This window comes from Streptomyces sp. NPDC059649, from assembly GCF_042734445.1.
Taxonomy (GTDB): Bacteria; Actinomycetota; Actinomycetes; order Streptomycetales; family Streptomycetaceae; genus Streptomyces.
The window spans coordinates 1-16,794 of record NZ_JBHWDV010000095.1 but is presented as its reverse complement, the minus strand read 5'-3'; the positions used below and the strand labels follow the sequence as shown (position 1 = coordinate 16,794).

The window sequence follows — 16,794 nt, the reverse complement described above, 5'->3', positions numbered from 1 at the left end:
GGGGGCGGGGCCCAGCTTCCGAAGCTGGGCCCCGCCCTCTGCCATACCCCCGAGAGGAAGCCTCCCCGCCGCTCGCACCGCCTCACTACAGGGCCTGGCCGCTGCGATGCGCAGGACGGGCGTCGGTCGCTTTCGATGACCGACGATGATCTGCCGCGGTTGGCCTTCCTGCACCTTGATCTTCTCACTCATGCCGACGCGGAAGTTCCGACTCGCGGCGTCTCTCTCGTAGGCAGCCAGTTGCTCTGCAGACCCGATGAACGCTGGTCCACACTCTGCCGGTAGCCGCTCAAGGCCCATTCCTACAGCAGCTCACGCGCTCTCGGTCTCGGCGATCCGAGGGCTGTTTCGGCTCGGACCCTCGACGTAGTACCTACCGTCTCCCAGAGTGCCGATGTAAGGGACCTCCCACGTTGGACGGCCCTCTGCACACCTTCTGAGGTGCAGCTCCCACATACCCGTCTACGGGTACAGCTGACGCAGCTGCGGCTCGGCATGCGCGGTTCAGGTGAGCGTGATAGAGGCTCCCAGGAGCGGGGCAGGCCTTGGCCGGCCAGGTTCTCTGGCTGTAACGAGGTGCTTGTGCCAGGCGGCAGCGACGAGGTCGTTCATACCCAGATTGTGCAGACGACGTCGTGCGCCATGAGTTCTCCCGCCAAGCTCACTTCCAAGAAAGACCGAACAGCGCCGCGACGCCGCCTCAGCCGCTGGACGGACCTCGTAGCTTCGGCGACCAAGCGCGGTTTGTGCCGCAGCAAGGCGATAACGGCGTTATCACCATGTCTCCCGAGACATGCGCCTCTGCTCGCCTGCCGGTAGCCGTTACGCCTCGACGACAGGGGGAGCGGAGCATCGCCTCGGACCGAGGCTCAGCGGGTCAGGGCAGCTCATCGCCGCAGACGGATCGAAGGGGCGGGTGTTCGGGCATCCAGCAGGACTGAACGGTCTGTCGGCTGCACTCGCTCCTTGTGTCGATAGGGCGGCGAGGCTAGCTCCGGGGGACATCGGCGAAGGGTGCGGGATGGGGAAGGCGAGCCATGGGAAGCGGGAACACAGCCGAGTTCACGCTGACGATGGACTGCCAGCCAGGCTGCCGTGAAGGCACCCAGGATGCGGGGGCATACTCTGCAACATCTGCCGGGCAATCCCTGGGTGCGCCTTCAGGCCGCGGGCAACGTGCGCAACGTACTCAGTGACATGTACCAGGTGATGCTTAATGGTGATGCACCACAGGCTTTGCGTAGGAGCTGGCCTGTTCGCTGGTGCTGGGCAAGCTCGGCCGGCGGCCGCCATGGCCTTCTGGGCCCGATACGTGCGGAGCTGGCAACTGGCAACTGGCGCAGGATCTGGAAGTTCTTCGGTCGGCTGAGCTGATGGTGGTCAACGACGACCTCGCGTGCCGTTACATGTTCGCGTTCTGACGACTTGTCGCGCAGGGCGTCACCACTACCGAGCCAGTGAGCCGTATCCTCGCCAATCCGCGAGCCACGAGTGGGCCGCACGATTTCGAAGTCCGGGTGGTACGCCTGGCACGACAGGTGCCCACCCAGCGCTCGAAGGAGACGGGGGAGGAGCAGCAGGCTCGTACGTATCACCAGCGGTGGCCTGTGCGTATGCACAAGGTCCGGCAGTGGTACCCGTCCGCTCAGGAGCACCGCCTCATATGGCGGGGCCCTTACATCAAGGGCCCGCTGAGGCGCCCCCATGAGGGGGGACGAGGCGCAGTTGGCCAACGATTGAAGGAGCTGGCATCACGGGTGGGCTGCCCTCGTGTGCAACAACTGACTACCGGTCGCAGACGGGGCGGCATCGCCGTGGTGCTGCGACGTTGCGCCTGAACGGCTCTCAGTCTGATGGCGTGAATGCCCGGGCACGCTATGAGCTCAGAGCGTCTGATCCCCACCGAGCCGACCGTGGACGGGATAGGCCGGCGAGCGCCGCGAAGCTGAAGGCAAGGAGGCAGAGCGTAGAGGTGCCACACCGGCTGCCCGCCTGCTGGTGGTATCGCCGTTATCACTCCGACTTCAGCCAACCAGCGATAGGAAGGCGATAACGCCGTTATCACTCAGCCCCACCGCGAAACGAAGGTCGCAGCTCCCGTACCAGCATCGCGAAGCTCAGCCAGCGGTGCTGCCGTCGCCGGTGAGTCGCAGAATGTGATCCACTCGCGTGTTGTCCCGCCCGTCGCTGCCGCCATCTCGCAACTCATGCCGGAGACAAAGACTCACCGCCCGGTGGAGCTGACGGGAGCGGTAACCGGTATCCAGGTAGTGCTCTGGCGCCTATGTCGGCTCCGCGACACCCGAGGCCCAGCCTCTGAAGGCTGGGCCTCGTCCTACTTGATAACGGCGTTATCGCTAGGTGCGGAGTATGGCGCGCGGGCTCCTTCCCGCGAACGAGGGTTCTGCCCAGACCTCGGCGACCCCTACGGCAGACTGCGGCCGCGTGGCCGATCAGCGACGGCGCCGCGGTTGCCGCTGGTGAACCGTTCGGCTATTGGCTTTCCGCCGTTGGAGACCAGGGAATCGGCCAGGGGTACCGCAGGACCTGAAGAACCGGGCCGCTCAGCTCGGCAACGCGATCGCGCAGTTGCGCCTCGTGTCGCAACGAAGCGCATGCAGCGAAACCAGCACGGCGCGCAGCTCCTCGCAGAGACCACTGGTGGGTTTCGGCGTCGAATGGTGGTCGGCCAGTGCGGTGCCCAGAGTGCGCGGCGATGTCGCGGTCCTCATCGGCCGCACCCATAGGGCATCAAGGGCGACGTTCACGGCCGGCCGACTCCGGCCGTGAGGGATGCGGCCGCTGCGCACCGTTTCATACAACGGCGATGACGACGTGACCGATGTCTTCCAAGGAGTCGCCGTCGAAGGGCCTCACCTGCCCACGGGCAATGAGCCCCAAGGCAGGGATCATGGCCTGCACCACGATCCGAGCGGCCGACGTGGCCGATCGGTCATGACCGGCCGCGCGCTTCAGTAACGCACCCCAGCACCACACCGGCCAGCGCGTCGGACCGATCCGGCCGGCCGCAGCGTGGCGAGCAACTGCTTGGCCCCAGGCCCGCGCCCTGGAATCGGTCACGGCCGCGACCTCGGCGGCCAGGCAATCGGCCATCAGCCACTCATGGAGGAGGACACCGCGCCCTTCATGATCGGCGCACAGCACAGGCCACTCGTTGTCCAGACGACCGAATACCCCGCCGGTCGGGGTCACGTTCACAGCACCGGTCCTCTCGCAGCCCGTGCCCTGAACTCTTCTCAGGAAAGGCTGACTGAAGGTATGCCAGCATCTCCAACCCACAGGCGGGAGAGTGCCCGGCCCGCTTATGGCATGTACAGCCGATCACTGATGGTGCGGAGCCGTCTTCCAGGTTAAGACTGCTCCAGCCGATCGGGGCCGTGGCCGATGACGGTGATTCGGTCATGACCGATGTCCGAGCCTCGGACCATCGGTCATCGGTCATGGGACCGGATCAGCCGTGACCGATCCACCCTGGCCATCGGTCACAGGAGTGCGGCGAGATGATCGGTCACGGTTGATGCCAGGGTTGAGCCACGCGTCGACGCGGCCATCTGAGTAGCCGGTGTCGTACCGCTCCTGGGACTTGGTGATTGAACGGTTGTCGCCGTGCTCGCGAAGATGCAGAGCCACGTGCCGATGAACGCGCGGAGGGTGTCATCGTCCTGACGGGTGCCCGGCACGTCGGGGCGGAGGCTAACCCAGGGATCCCGACCGGCATGGTGGACTCAGCGATTTGGGCGTGATTGAGTCGCGGCTTATGAAGACGCCAGGAGCCGATGCTCTACGGATACGGCTTGCTGAACCGAATGATCTGGAGCACCTACCGGATCTCCAGATGGCTGCAGGAGAAGCGTTTCGGGGCATCGGTATGGCCGACGTTGCGGACAACCCTTCAATCCCCGTAGGGCAATTGGGCAAATACCAGCGTGTCGGACAAGCCTGGGTTGGTGTGGACCACGCCGAGAACCCGATGGGGTTCGTGATCGTCGATCTGCTCGATGGCTGTGCCCATATAGAGCAGGTAAGCGTCCATCCGGTTGTGGCTGGCCGAGGCTTGGGACGCAGGCTGATCGATCACGTTGCCTGCTGGGCAATCGATCAAGGTCTGTCCGCGCCCACCCTGTCAACATTTCGGGCAGTTCCGTGGAACGCCCCCTACTATCTGCGCTTGGGCTTCCAAGAAGTGGAACCCTCGCAGATCACCAATGGGCTGCGGACGGTCCTGGAAGCCGAGGCCGCGTACGGTCTCGATCCCTCGACACGGGTCTGTATGCGCCGGTGGGTGAGGCAGACTCCTTAGCCTCTGCACGTTCACCCGTAGGTGGCTCTGCACTTCCGCACGCAGGCGGACAGCGGTCGTCCCGATCGGGTGGTTGTCGGGTGCTCGGCGCACGCCCTCCTGAACAGCTCGCTGGTGTCGAATCACCGAGCATCAGGAGGCTCTGGTGTCGCAGTTTTGCGTGTTGATGCCCGTGCAGTCCACCGTGGGACCCGTGAGTGTGACTGCCTAGCTCACCGATCCGGACGCGGGCCATGCGGGAAGAGGCCCGATCAACCTGCCAGCTGCACACCGAGATTGCCGCAGCTACGGTTATGTTCCCAGACGCCCGTGGCAATCACGCACCGCAGTTGTCCAGGGCCGGGGATGCCGTGCTGGCACTCGGGAGTGCTCGACTGCCATGTCAGTCGCATCAAGAGATGCTCAAGCAAGATGTCCGGCAGTACCGGCTCCGCTCCCTTGCGGAAACGGGCCCTCCTCGCTCCCTGAGGGGTAACTGCACGATCAGACAGTGATTTTGGCCGCGATCCGGTTGAGCAGCTTGTCGCGCACGGCTGGCCACTCATCCGCGAGCACGCTGTAGTACAGCGAATCACGGCGCGTGCCGTCCTGGCGCACCATGTGGCTGCGCAACGTCCCTTCGAAGACCAGGCCCAGCCGTGCCAGGGCTTGCTGGGACCGCACGTTGAGGTTGTCGGTGCGCAAGGCGACTCGAGCAAGGCTCAGATCGTCAAAGGCGTACCCCAACAGCAGAAGCTTGGACTCGGCGTTATAAGGGCCGCCCCAACAGGAACGATCGAACCAGGTCGCACCAATCTCAGCGCGGCTCTCAACGCGGTCAAGCTCATACAGACTGGTCGAACCGATCACCACCTCGTCCGTCAGACGCTGGACCGCGAAGCACCGCCGGGCTCGATCCGCCAGCATCTGGCTGATCATCGCCTGTATCTCTATCAGTGAGCCGGGACGGGGTCGGGGCATCCATCGCCAGACCTCGGGATCCGACGCAGAGGGGAACAACGCTTCTGCATGATCGACGGACAGCGGGATGAGACGGACGGCTCGGCCGAGAAGGGATTCGTGGCTCACCACCGCACCGTAGCTTCCGGGGCACCAGCCCGTTACTTCCACCTGATCGCACGCGCCTGCACAGGCACGATGCCGGAGAGGAACACGCGCAGCGCGGCTAGCCACAAACCCGCGCGCTGAGCATTGTTCAGCCTAAATCGCCTTCTGCTTTGCGGTGGCAGACCCGGACATGCCCGCCACCGGTCGCAACAGGCATGCCCGAACAACCCGTCAGACCGAACGGTGCAAGGCATGCCTGCGCTGCGCCAGGGCTCGGGCCGTCGTCCGCCCGGGTGGACGACACGGGGGCTCGGTCCTGACCGATACAAGGGCTGAGCCACGGGTCGACACGCCCATCTGAAGCAGAAAGCCCGCGACACGTCGATCCGGATCGTTCTCCAGTACGCCGTCTGCCCTGACCACGGAGAGCCGATGAACACCTGGATCAATCCCGTCCACGGCGGTGAGCCGCTCGCCGACCTCTACGCCCGCCACAGCGGCACACTTCGCGGAGTCCTTCGTCATCACCTGGTCGACCGAGCCCTCAGCGAGCATCTGCCGGCCGAGCCACCTCAGCGTGTGCTCGACATCGGAGGCGGCACGGGCGCCCAAGCCCGGGCGCTGGCTGAACGCGGCCACCGCGTCACTGTCCTCGACCCGGACGAGGACATGCTGGAAGGGGCCCACTCAACGTGGCAACCGCACGCCAAGAACGCGGCGGGCACGGTCACCTTCCTCCACGGCCTTGGCGAACACGCACCGCAGTTGGCCGGGACCGGGTGGGATGCCGTCCTGTGCCACGGGGTGCTGATGTATCTGCAGGACCCGACCCCGTTGTTGCACTCGATCGCACACTGCGTACGCCCCGGCGGCCTGGTCTCCGTCCTCGCCAAGCAGGACACCGCCCTGGCCATGCGCCCAGCACTGGAACGAAACTGGTCGGGCGTTCTCGAGGTCTTGCGGAGTCCGGTGGAGCGCGGACGCCTGGCGGTGGTCAGCCGCGGCGTGAGCCGGCAAGAAGTCGCCCGGCTTCTCGCGGAGCGCGGCGTCCGCACCCAGCGCTGGTACGGAGTGCGCTGCTTCACGGACCACCTTGGTGACGAGTCCCCTGGGGCAGACTTCCCTCAGGTGCTAGAGGCCGAGTGGGCGGCCGGACGCCGCGACCCGTACCGGCTCATCGCCCGTCACTTCCACCTGATTGCTCGCGCCTAAACGGCAAGGCGCCGCAGATGAACACACGCAGCGTGACGTAGCTACGGACCGTGCACATGATGAGGGGCGCCTCTGCGCTGCGCCGTGGCCTTGGAGCCGACGCCCGCCCGGCGGGCGACACGGCGGATCGGTCGTGGCCGATGACGGCGAATTGGTCATGACCGATGGCCGATCCCCGGGCCTCGGTCATCGGTAACGGGCCTGGATAGGTCGTGACCGATCCGCTGGGCCAGGGGCGCTGGTCGTCGGCCGTCCGGACCATGCAACTGGTCAATCAGGAGCGGACAGATCGGAGGTGGGCACGGCTCCGCTCGCGCTGCTGCTCGGCAAGGATCGCCTTCGCCTTGATGATGTCGCGCTGGCCCGTCTTGGGGGAGACCCCGTTACGACGGGCCACTTCGGCACCGGAGAGCTTCTTGCCCGCCGCCTCGGCATCCAGCAACCACGCCACGACTCGCTCGATCCGTTGCCCCTCGGTCAGCTCGCCCACCGGTACGTCAATGCGCGGCTCAGGAAGACGGGCGGTGGCCTCTCCGGTCTCCGTGACCGATGCCTCCCACGTCTCGGCCTGTCCTCCGGATTCGGGTGTGGCCGATCGGCCGGCGTCATCGCGGGACATCTGCTGCGGCATGCGTCCGCCACTCGACGGGCTACCGGCCGCCGAAGCGGTGGGTACGGGTACGGGCTCTGCTGCCGCAGCGGGCGAATCGGTCACGACCGCGGGGGAGGGGCTAACCATGAAACGAAGCTCATCGGCCAGCACGCCGTGACCGATCCGATCGGTCACGGCGCTGTCGCCGATGGAGCCGGTGACCGATGGATCGATCACCGCTCTTTGCCTCTGGGACCGGCGCAGCTCCTGCAGCACCGGGCGCAACTCCTCTTCCGTAAGCGGGCCTCCCGTGGCCGGGTCCACGATGCCGTAGACGCCAGCGGCAAAAACGCCGAACTGGCGCGCGTTGGGAGAGCTACCGTGCGTGCTGACGTAGTCCTCGTACGCCGCGGCGAGACGAGACGGCGTCGTGCTGTGCGCGGCCGGGAGAGCTTCCGTCACCTGCTCAGGTTGCGCGGGGGCGACGGTCTCAGCTGTCGCGCTGGGTGTGGGCGGGGGCGTCCCAGGGCGAAGCGGAGCATCTCCGCTCAGCTCGCCAGAGTCCCTGTCCTCGTGGTGCGCCCGGCCGGCAGGAGCGATCGCCACCGGAGTCTCGTCCGCCTGCAGGGCGGTGAAGAACGGCAGAGGTTCGTCGATGTCTGCGGCGGCGAGACCCGCGGGAGCGGTCCGGGCCAGCGGCACCCCGTACCGGGCGAGCCGCAGCGGCATCAGGGACTCCACCGGAGCCTTGCGACGCCAGGCGCGTCCGAAGCGCGACCGCAGGCGCGCCTGGTAGACCAGCCGTTCCTGCTCCAGCTTGATCACCGCGTCGTACGACCGCAGTTCCCACAGCTTCATCCGCCGCCACAACAGAAACGTCGGGATCGGCGCCAGCAGCCACCGGGTGATGCGTACACCCTCCATGTGCCGGTCGGCCGTGATGTCGGCGATCCGGCCCACCGCGTGCCGGGCCGCCTCGACGGCCACCACGAACAGCACCGGGATCACCGCGTGCATCCCGACGCCCAGCGCGTCCGGCCAGGCCGCCGCGCCGTTGAAGGCGATGGTGGCGGCGGTCAGCAGCCAAGCGGTCTGCCGCAGCAGCGGGAACGGAATCCGAATCCAGGTCAGCAGCAGGTCCAACGCCAGCAGCACCACGATGCCGGCGTCGATGCCGATCGGGAAGACGACCGAGAAGGCCCCGAAGCCCTTCTTCTCGGCCAGCGCGCGGACCGCCGCGTAGGAGCCGGTGAAGCCGATGCCTGCGATCACCGCCGCACCGGCGACGACCACACCGATGAGGATGCGATGGGTACGAGTCAGGACGACCGACTGCCGTTCCCCGGCCTTCCATCCCTGCTGGTGCTGCTCTTGCAGCATCGCCATCCCCCGCTCCCCATCTAAGATCAGGGCAGCAACTTTCTCACGCCCCGCCTTCTCAACCCCAGTCGCTGTCCGATCCGGACGGCAGACGCTGGCCCCCGGGAAGAACCCGCCAGAAGCAGGGACTTCTCCCACGGCCATACCGCCCCCATAGGTTAAGGAAAAGCAGGTTTCTAGGGGATTCCGCATCATTCGGCTTTGCCAGCCGTCCTTGGCCCGGGTCGAAGGGGCCCGAGATGCTTTTGGCGAGTCCCGTGGACGACACCCCTCCAGGCCACATCGATCGAAGGCAGCCTTATGAGCCGGCCTCAGCGTGGGTGCTGCATCCGTTCCCGACCCGCTCCGGCTGCGAGGTCGCTGACCTAAACTCCCTCTGCAGAGCCCACCCATGCGAGCTGGAGCAGCTTTTTGCGCACCATCATCGCGATGGTGCGGTGCCTTCCAGGTGCAGGCCCCAAGGCGATCTCTCTTCCCTTGGTGTTCCATAGTCGCTGCCGGGGCTGGTGGAGCACCCAGTACGTTGCGCATCCAGGCAGCTCGGTAGGCAGCGACCAAGCGAAACTGCCGTGCGCCAGCCCTTGCTGCACGGCGCTGGGCTCCAACAAGGAGCTGATCGTTCCGCCGCACGCATCTTTACCTGGTGCCATCCGAGCGCCGTCACCTTTGTCATCAGGCTGTCTCTCGGGAGGACTCCATGCGTGGTGGGTCCAGAGCCTGGACTACAGCGACCGAAACCAGAAGCCAGCGACCGAGCTGACTACAGTCACTGCTTGAGTCGCTACGAAAAAGCCCAGGTCAGCGGAGGGGTCTATCGCAATCAGCGACTGAAGCGACTGAAGGTCCGTATCTATGACACGCGCGCGCGCTCGGGAATGTCTTCATAGTGCCGACCTTGAGTCGCTTCAGTCGCTCGGCAGCGGTGTGCATCGCGCTGACCTGGTCTTTTGCCAGTATTGAAGAGCAGCGACTGAAGCAATCAGAGTCGCTGGCCTTCAGTACTGCCCGACGCGAGCGCCTCTCGCAGCGACTGAAACCTCCCGCCGGGCTGGACCAAGTGGCCGCCCGCCGTGTCCAAAGGAGTGCAATGGCCGTGTAACAGCGACTGAAGCGACTGAGACCCAGAACTGGTCTGTGGCACGGTAGAGCGCGATGCGGTTCAGTTCGGTTACTCGGTCGCTTCGGTCGCTGCCGCGCCGGCAAGAGCGACCGAAGCGACCGAACTTAGGAGAAGGGGCGCGCCACGCCGCGCCCTTGGAGTTGATACGTAGATCTATTCGCTACTCTGTGGTCGACTCAATCCAAGACTTCAGTCGCTTCAGTCGCTACTTCTCGTCTGGGCAGTGCCTGACCAGCAGTTTTGTGGAGCGACTGAAGCCAGACCACCGCGCACAGAAGGCCGACCATCTCTCCCACGCCCAGTCCGGACATGCTCACCGTCGCTCAGTGGTGTGCGGCGGCGGGCTGGCCTGTGCATCCCCTGGCCCCCGGACGCAAGACGCCGGCCGGCAACTGCCGTGCATGCACAGAAAAGGGGCACAGCCACCTAGCATGCCCCTGCCTCAGGGACGGTCGCTGGTGCCACGGTTTCCATGCGGCAACCACCGACCCGGACCGGATCCGGAAGTGGTGGTCCGCGCGCCCTGCCCCAGGCGTCGGTGTGGCGTGTGGCGCAGCGGGTCTGATCGTCATCGACATCGACGCCCATGAGCACTCCCTTCCTGGGCGAGACCGGCTCCTTCCGGGCATCCCCATCCACGACCACGTCGACCTGGCCGGGCTTCGAAACGGCTTCCACACCCTGGCGGTTCTCGCCGCTCTGCGCGGTGCCCCGGATCCGGCCGAGGACGAGCAGACCCTGCGCGTGCGTACCCCCTCGGGAGGCCTGCACGTGTGGTACCAGGCCGGAGCTGGCCGTACGTGGCTGTGCAGCAGCGGAAGCAGCACGGGCCGGGCCCTGGCTTGGCAAGTCGACGTCCGCAGCACCGGCGGCTACATCGTTGCCCCGGGCACCACGACGACCGATGGCACCTACACCCCCCTCGGTACCTGCCGCACACCAGCGCCCCTCCCGGACTGGCTGGCCCAGGAGCTCACCCGCACCGGCCACCTCGACGAGCCTGTCCCGACCACCCGAGCCGTCCCCGCGCGCAGGACCCCGTCCCGGGCCCGCCAGGCCGTCGCGGCTGCGGGCGGCGGCCGCGACGCGGCAACCCGCGCCCTGGAGACCGTGCTGGCCGAAGTCGCCGCCTGCGCGGCAGCGACCGAAGGGACCGGCTTTGCCGACAAGCTCAACCGCGCCGCCTACACCGCCGGCGGTCTCGTCGCCGCCGGCCACCTCACCCACACCCGCGCCGAAGAAGCCCTCCTGGCAGTGGCCGAGCACGCCAGGCCCGGCCAACACGGGCGGGCACTGCCCATCATCCGCAGCGGCCTGAACGCCGGTGCCCGACGCCCCCTCTTCCCGGGAGGCCGCCCGTGAACTCCGCAGCCTTCGACCCGGGCGAGGTCGCGCGACAGATCCTCGCCCAACCACCCACCCCGGTCCCGGCCCAGACCACTGCGGAGGTCCGGGCCGACCGCGCGCCGTTTCGCACCACGGACACCGGAATCCTTCCGGACTCCCTGACCGACCGCGGCATGGCCAAGTCCTTCGCGCACCTGTATGCGGGCGACTACCGGCACGTCAACGGGCTGGGCTGGTACAAGTGGGCCGAATACCGGTGGGAGCCCGACGAGCACGAGACCGTGGTGTGGGCCGCCGGCGACATGGCCGAGTCCCTCGCCCACACCGATCCCACCGGCCTGCACACCGACGCCGAACTGCGCCGCGAGCGCCGCCGAGCGATGTCCACCTCCGGCATCAAGTCCATGTTGCAGCAGGCCCGCTCGGCCCACGGCATGCTCCTGGACGCCTCACGCCTCGACGCCGACCCCTACGTCCTGTGCACCCCCGGCGGCATCGTCGACCTGCGCACCGGCATCATCCACACCCCCAACCCCCACACCGACTTCCACTCCCGCTCCACCTCCACCGCCCCCCAGACGATGCCCACCCCCCGCTGGGACCGGTTCCTCTCCGACACCTTCGGCGACGACGCCGAAGGCCAGGAAATGATCCGCTACCTGCACCTGCTGCTGGGCTACTCCATCACCGGCGACGTCGGCGCCCAGATCCTGGCCTTCCTCTACGGTCTGGGCAAAAACGGCAAGAGCGTCCTGCTCGACGTGATCGTCAAGCTGCTCGGCGACTACGCCGACGCCGCCCCGCCCGGCTTCCTCATGGCCAAGCAGTTCGAAGGCCACCCCACCGACCTGGCCGAACTCCACGGCCGCCGCGTCATCGTCTGCTCCGAGCTCAAGGCCGGCGACCGCTTCGACGAATCCCGCGTCAAACTCCTGACCGGCGGCGACATCATCAAAGCCCGCCGCATGCGCCAGGACTTCTTCTCCTTCGTCCCCACCCACAAGCTGTTCCTGCTGGGCAACCACCGCCCCGAAGTCGGCACCGGCGGATTCGCCTTCTGGCGCCGCATGCGCCTGATCCCCTTCGAACGGGTAGTCCCCGACGCCCGCAAGGTCGACAATCTCGCCGACATCCTGGTCCGCGAAGAAGGCCCCGGCATCCTCACCTGGCTCGTCGACGGCGCCCGCCGTTATCTCTGCGGGGAGAAGGATCTGACCGGCCCTGAGCGGGTACGTGTAGCAACGACCGCATACGCCGAGACCGAAGACCATATGGGCAGATTCCTGTCCGAATGCTGCAAGATCGACCCGGGCCTGCGCGCCGAGCAGAAGCACCTCCACCTCGCCTACACCCGCTGGTGCGAAAGCGAAGGCGCTACTCCGGTCTCCTCCCGCGCCTTCGCCGGCCGGGTCCGCGAGACCCTCGGCCTGCGATCGCCGAAGGAAATGGCCACCTCCAACTCGAAGAAGTACTACCCAGGCATCGGTCTCATCGCCGACATCACCGAGGAGAACGCGTGAGCGCCCTGATCGACCCCGAGGACCTCACGCACGAAACCGACCTCGTGTGGCTCGAGGACACCAGCAGCCTCGACTACGTCCGTCAATCCCTCGACCGGGTCTCCAGCCGACGCCGCCAACCCCCCTACCATCGCGACGGCCGCCTCGTCGGCTACGCCGTCCTCGGCGCCACGGCCAAGGCCTCCCGCGCCTCCGGCACCTTCCTGCGCCGCGTCTTCTGGCTCGCGCCCCACGACCGCGACCAGCAACCCGACGGCCTCTACGCCACCGGCGCCCCCTCCGAAGCGGTCGACCCCCGCACGGTCAGCCCCCGTGCCAAGGGCTACAAGACCGAACGCTCCGAAGGCGGCCCGGCCTCGGATGCCATGCGGGAGATGGGCATAACGCTCCCCAAGTCCTGACTACGACACACTCGTTCGACCTATTGGGAAACTCAGTCGCTCCAGTCGCTGTACCTGTATTGACCAGGGCTTTCTTGGTGGTCTGAGCAGCGACTGAAGACTCCGACCGCATCCCGGGGGTACGAGCCCCGGGCGGTGTACGGCTCATAGCCAGTGCTGCCTCCCCCGTCCGGTGAGCGGTGCCCCGGCCTCAAGGCTGCTCGGCGCGCACAGAGCGGCTTCCCGGCCGATACGGCAGACAGCGAGCCCGGCGGTAGGAGGGGCGGCTGCTCCGTCACTGGACAGGAACATCGAGTCCAGCCAGCCGCCCCGTTGGACACTCTGCCAGGCCCTTCTACAAGATGCGGCTCTTTGGGAAAGCTCGCCTGAAGGCCCCTTGGGGCGTCGGATCGCCCATCGAAGCATTGCAGGAAGCCGGTCTGGTTCTCATAGGGACTTGATCGGGAAGCTTCGTGTGTTCGAATGGCGTTCAGGGTTTGGTTGCCGGACTTGCTCTCGGAGAGAGCGGCTGGATCTTCCAGGTCATTGATCGTTCTGTTCGTTCTCCGACTTACGGTGGACGGGAGGACCATGCGAGCAGACACCAAAGCGGGGGAGTGAGAGGAAACGTTGCCGGCAGGCACCAGCCCACTCCCGGCAACGTCGCCGGAAACGTGGTGGGTTACGGCATCGGAGACATCCAGAAGCAGGTGGTGGGCAGCATTAAGCGCGACACACGATGGACGCGCAACATGACGCCAGCCAGAAGTACAGCGGCGGAATGAGAGCCACACCGGACTCGAACTCCGCGGCCGGCACCGTCCACCGACGTCTCCGTGCCGGCCACGACTATCTGGCGCCGGAAAGCAGCCCGGACGGGGAGACAGGAGGCTACCGGTGGAGCATGACGCCATCGAGCCGAGGCAGCCGGGCTCTCATTCCCCAGAAAACTGCTGCTGAGCGCGTACTGGTCCCTGAGCCACGCCGAGTACTCCATGAGCAGAGCCGGACGACTGTCCTTGTGCCGGGTGCCGTCCGACGCCGCCGCCTGGTGGGAGGCCAATGGCACAAGCCTGCTGAGCGAGCCGTTGGATATTTTGCGCGGCGATCACCGCCCGCCGGAATGCGGCGGCGGGGATTGCGGCCGCCGATCGGGGAACGCACGCAGCCTCAGGCGCGGTGCCCGGTGGTCCGCGAGCCATCGCATCCGGGCGTCTTCCGCCGCGAGACCGGCGCGTGCACAGTGAGCCCACTCCTCTCGATCGAGCACCGAGATGTACGCCGCCCGCAGCGCTTCCTGCTGCTCCGCAGAACACCCGGCAGCCTCTGGGGATTTCGCGGTGAGGTGTTGAGTGAGCAGGGCGATAGTGGAGTAGCGCTCGACGGTAGGGCTCAGCGTTGCCACATTACGAGCATGAGCCTCCAGGACCGCCGCGGAGTGGGGGTAGTCAGCAAGGGTGAGTCCCATCCCGCCGCAGTCGCTCATGAGGTGAAGCAGGCGACCAACGTGGTCGACCATCTCGCTGTCGGTATCGAGGTCGCCAAGCGCCTCATGGAGCTTGGCAACCGTGGCGACCTTGCCGGCGAAGTACCCGTTGAGGGAGTCGCCGTCGCAAGCCCTGCGAAGCAACCACGGCCGGGCGACCGGGTCGTCGAGCCGGCAGAGGGCTTCGACAACGTAGACACGCCCCCAGCCAGATACTCGGTCGGCGAGCCAGAGCAGGGCCCCGGCTCCTCCGGGCAGCCTCTCGAGAGCGTGCGCTGCCAAGGGCCCGAAGTGATCGGACAGCAGCCCGATCGTCTGAATCAACGCAACGTCGTCAGCCGTTCCGACAGCAGCGACCAAGGCAATCCCTATGGTGACCGCGCACCGATCGGTCCCGTGCCGGACCAGCCAGCGGCCCGTTTCACGCACGCGATCTCTGTCCGCCCGCTGCGCCACGGCGGCGATGTGTTCGTTGTGGTGAATCGGAACGTAGACGTCGTGGAAGGCGTCGACCAATGCGCTGGGAAGAGCACTGCTACGAGCAAGATGCGCGTCCAGGATGAGCGCCGGGTCTTTGCCGGCAAAGCGTCGATCCTGCGGCGCCTTCGGCCGATGCCGGCGGCGGTGCGCCGCATCGTCGGGATACGGTTCCCCGTCTCGCGGCAGTGGCTCATCCGGGGCCAGGCGGTGCAGCTGTAGGGCGTACTCAAACAGCGTTGTCTGTGATCCGGGCACTTCCGTCCCGGTCGTCTCGCTCACCGGCGGACGGAAGACTCGATTCTCTTGGCCACGGTCTGGAGCTTCCCATGCCCGAGCCGACGGATCAAGATTTTACGAGGCCAGAAGGCGGCAGCCGGACGGGGCAAAGGGGAGGCCGTTCCTTTTGACCTGTCTGATGGCGGCTGTGAAGATAACTTGCCATGAGTGGTGGGATGTTGGTTCAAGCGTTGTGGAAGATGGCGTTCGGGCCGTCGGCGAAGAAGCGCTACCCGGCCCCGTTGACGACGCACCAGCGGTGGATGGTCTCACTCGATGCGATCCTCGCCGAACGTTCATGGGGCCGTAGCCATCTGATGCTGTACCCGCTCAAGCGGATCAACCCCACCAACTGTCAGGTGGGCCTGAAACAGAGCTGGGACGTCACTTCACCGGAAAGCCTGCAGTCCACTTTGCACTGGCTGGCCACCGAGGGGCATCGCGTGCAGATGGCGCCGACGCTCGGGCGACCACCGCTGGCGTGGGACTACGACCGTTATGTCACGGTCGTCCGGCTGGGCTTCGGCGCCGGCTACGTCGACGAAGCCGGCGCCTGGCAGCTCCTCGCCAGCACCGCGGCGCCGGTGGCGCAGACCTACGGATCGTGGCAGGCCTTCGCCGAGGACTTCGTCGCCGGGCGCGACCTGTGGATGCGCGGCGCCGGCAGTGAATGGGCGGGGTCGCAGGACGACACTGTGCAGGCCGTACGCCGACTGCTGGATCCGACGAACCCGACCAGTCCGTGGCTGCAGGCGCCGTGGGAGAGCATCTACCAACCGGACCAGGTACCTGTACGTTGACTGGCAAGGCGATGACCGGCCCGGTAGGGGTCGATGGGTTGTCGGCAGACCTCGGTGTCAGTCCTCGCTCGTCTCCCTGAGGCGGCTTTGTGCGGGAGAGTGTCCCTGTGGAGGGATCGACGTTGGCGGTGTGGAAGCTGAGGTATGTCTACCGAGGTCTACGGCATGATCGAGTGTCGTCCGGGAGCCCGTCTTTGGGGTTGTGACGACGAAGACTCGGCATGGCACGCCGCGATCGATCTGTGGCTTCTTAACATCGGCAACGCCTACGACGCGCTTGCCTGCCTTTTTGGAATCCGTAACACCTACGGCTTCCGGCCGCTCACGGAAAGCCGGGGACTTCCGGCCGATGCATCCGACGCCCTGACCGCCGAACACGCCTCTGCGCCCGTAGGGGCGCACGGGACCACATGGATCACCTGGTCGGGGTTGCTCTCTGCCGACTGGGAGGAGACCGACAGCTCCGGTACGCGAAGCCGGGCTGAGGTGGCCGGCGACGCCTCACACTGGGGCCCCGCCTGGAGCGTGATGCGCACGCTGAGCCACCTGCACGGCGCATCCAACGTGCGGCTCGTCGTCTGGTTCGGCTGACGTCAACTTGACCTCAGCTGAGCGTTCCACTTGGCCGCACGGGCCAACCAGCGCGCTCAGTGGCCTCATCCCTTGCCTGGTCCGGGCTTTGCATCTCTATTTCTTGGTGAGCGGTCGATTGCTTGCCGGTAGGGGAGTTTGTGACTTCTATGTCCATTGCATGTCGATGGCGGACAGCTGAGCCGCTCGTTTTGGTGTCAGGGTTGTGGCTCGGGTGCGTTGGTTGTTGATCCATACCCCGA

General features: G+C 66.5%; 14 protein-coding genes. 7 read left to right on the top strand and 7 right to left on the bottom strand.

From position 1 onward, the window contains the following. From ACFV1J_RS39370 to ACFV1J_RS39355, 4 genes are all read right to left on the bottom strand, one after another. The coding region (locus tag ACFV1J_RS39370; protein WP_385866636.1) for a hypothetical protein at nt 1–192 on the bottom strand (192 nt) is incomplete at its 3' end. 2,372 nt (nt 193–2,564) lie between these two features. Then, the gene (locus ACFV1J_RS39365; RefSeq protein WP_385866634.1) at nt 2,565–2,768 is read right to left on the bottom strand and encodes a hypothetical protein; all 204 of its coding nucleotides are present in this window, start codon (nt 2,766–2,768) and stop codon (nt 2,565–2,567) included. A 46-nt stretch (nt 2,769–2,814) separates the two neighbouring features. Then, on the bottom strand, nt 2,815–3,219 hold the full coding sequence (locus ACFV1J_RS39360; protein WP_385866633.1) for a hypothetical protein: 405 nt from the start codon (nt 3,217–3,219) through the stop codon (nt 2,815–2,817). Between the two features lie 694 nt (nt 3,220–3,913). Further along, a complete protein-coding gene (locus ACFV1J_RS39355) occupies nt 3,914–4,099 on the bottom strand; it encodes a hypothetical protein (protein ID WP_385866643.1) in 186 nt (61 codons plus the stop codon). On the opposite strand from ACFV1J_RS39355, the gene ACFV1J_RS39350 reads away from it, so the two are divergent. Further along, nucleotides 4,013–4,321, top strand: coding sequence for a GNAT family N-acetyltransferase (locus ACFV1J_RS39350; protein ID WP_385866641.1), 309 nt, complete (start codon nt 4,013–4,015; stop codon nt 4,319–4,321). The genes ACFV1J_RS39355 and ACFV1J_RS39350 overlap by 87 nt on opposite strands. Before the next feature lie 483 nt (nt 4,322–4,804). On the opposite strand, the gene ACFV1J_RS39345 is transcribed toward ACFV1J_RS39350, so the two are convergent. After that, nucleotides 4,805–5,389: a GNAT family N-acetyltransferase gene (locus ACFV1J_RS39345; RefSeq protein WP_385866631.1), complete on the bottom strand. Its 585-nt coding sequence runs from the start codon at nt 5,387–5,389 to the stop codon at nt 4,805–4,807. A gap of 411 nt (nt 5,390–5,800) precedes the next feature. On the opposite strand from ACFV1J_RS39345, the gene ACFV1J_RS39340 reads away from it, so the two are divergent. Continuing rightward, a complete protein-coding gene (locus ACFV1J_RS39340) occupies nt 5,801–6,580 on the top strand; it encodes a methyltransferase domain-containing protein (RefSeq protein ID WP_385866629.1) in 780 nt (259 codons plus the stop codon). Nucleotides 6,581–6,854: 274 nt separating this feature from the next. On the opposite strand, the gene ACFV1J_RS39335 is transcribed toward ACFV1J_RS39340, so the two are convergent. Further along, nucleotides 6,855–8,552: a DUF2637 domain-containing protein gene (locus ACFV1J_RS39335; protein ID WP_385866638.1), complete on the bottom strand. Its 1,698-nt coding sequence runs from the start codon at nt 8,550–8,552 to the stop codon at nt 6,855–6,857. Between the two features lie 1,429 nt (nt 8,553–9,981). Here ACFV1J_RS39335 and ACFV1J_RS39330 point away from each other — a divergent pair. Genes ACFV1J_RS39330 through ACFV1J_RS39320 form a run of 3 tightly spaced genes read left to right on the top strand, consistent with a single transcriptional unit; the run spans nt 9,982 to nt 12,940 of the window. After that, the gene (locus tag ACFV1J_RS39330) at nt 9,982–11,034 is read left to right on the top strand and encodes a bifunctional DNA primase/polymerase (RefSeq protein WP_385866628.1); all 1,053 of its coding nucleotides are present in this window, start codon (nt 9,982–9,984) and stop codon (nt 11,032–11,034) included. Next, nucleotides 11,031–12,539, top strand: a complete 1,509-nt coding sequence (locus ACFV1J_RS39325; RefSeq protein ID WP_385866627.1) for a phage/plasmid primase, P4 family — start codon at nt 11,031–11,033, stop codon at nt 12,537–12,539. The genes ACFV1J_RS39330 and ACFV1J_RS39325 overlap by 4 nt, the downstream gene beginning before the upstream one ends. After that, nucleotides 12,536–12,940, top strand: a complete 405-nt coding sequence (locus ACFV1J_RS39320) for a DUF6009 family protein (RefSeq protein ID WP_385866625.1) — start codon at nt 12,536–12,538, stop codon at nt 12,938–12,940. The genes ACFV1J_RS39325 and ACFV1J_RS39320 overlap by 4 nt, the downstream gene beginning before the upstream one ends. Nucleotides 12,941–14,027: 1,087 nt before the next feature. On the opposite strand, the gene ACFV1J_RS39315 is transcribed toward ACFV1J_RS39320, so the two are convergent. Continuing rightward, on the bottom strand, nt 14,028–15,164 hold the full coding sequence (locus ACFV1J_RS39315; RefSeq protein ID WP_385866623.1) for a hypothetical protein: 1,137 nt from the start codon (nt 15,162–15,164) through the stop codon (nt 14,028–14,030). Between the two features lie 161 nt (nt 15,165–15,325). On the opposite strand from ACFV1J_RS39315, the gene ACFV1J_RS39310 reads away from it, so the two are divergent. Continuing rightward, nucleotides 15,326–15,961, top strand: a complete 636-nt coding sequence (locus ACFV1J_RS39310) for a DUF1266 domain-containing protein (protein ID WP_385866621.1) — start codon at nt 15,326–15,328, stop codon at nt 15,959–15,961. A gap of 144 nt (nt 15,962–16,105) precedes the next feature. After that, nucleotides 16,106–16,552: a hypothetical protein gene (locus ACFV1J_RS39305; protein WP_385866620.1), complete on the top strand. Its 447-nt coding sequence runs from the start codon at nt 16,106–16,108 to the stop codon at nt 16,550–16,552. The last annotated feature ends 242 nt before the right edge of the window (nt 16,553–16,794 follow it).

Bases quoted from the DNA above. Each gene is read 5' to 3' on its own strand.
- ACFV1J_RS39340 (WP_385866629.1), top strand. From the start codon at position 5,801: ATGAACACCTGGATCAATCCCGTCCACGGCGGTGAGCCGCTCGCCGAC.
- ACFV1J_RS39310 (WP_385866621.1), top strand. From the start codon at position 15,326: ATGAGTGGTGGGATGTTGGTTCAAGCGTTGTGGAAGATGGCGTTCGGG.
- ACFV1J_RS39330 (WP_385866628.1), top strand. From the start codon at position 9,982: ATGCTCACCGTCGCTCAGTGGTGTGCGGCGGCGGGCTGGCCTGTGCAT.
- ACFV1J_RS39305 (WP_385866620.1), top strand. From the start codon at position 16,106: ATGTCTACCGAGGTCTACGGCATGATCGAGTGTCGTCCGGGAGCCCGT.
- ACFV1J_RS39335 (WP_385866638.1), bottom strand. From the start codon at position 8,552: ATGCTGCAAGAGCAGCACCAGCAGGGATGGAAGGCCGGGGAACGGCAG.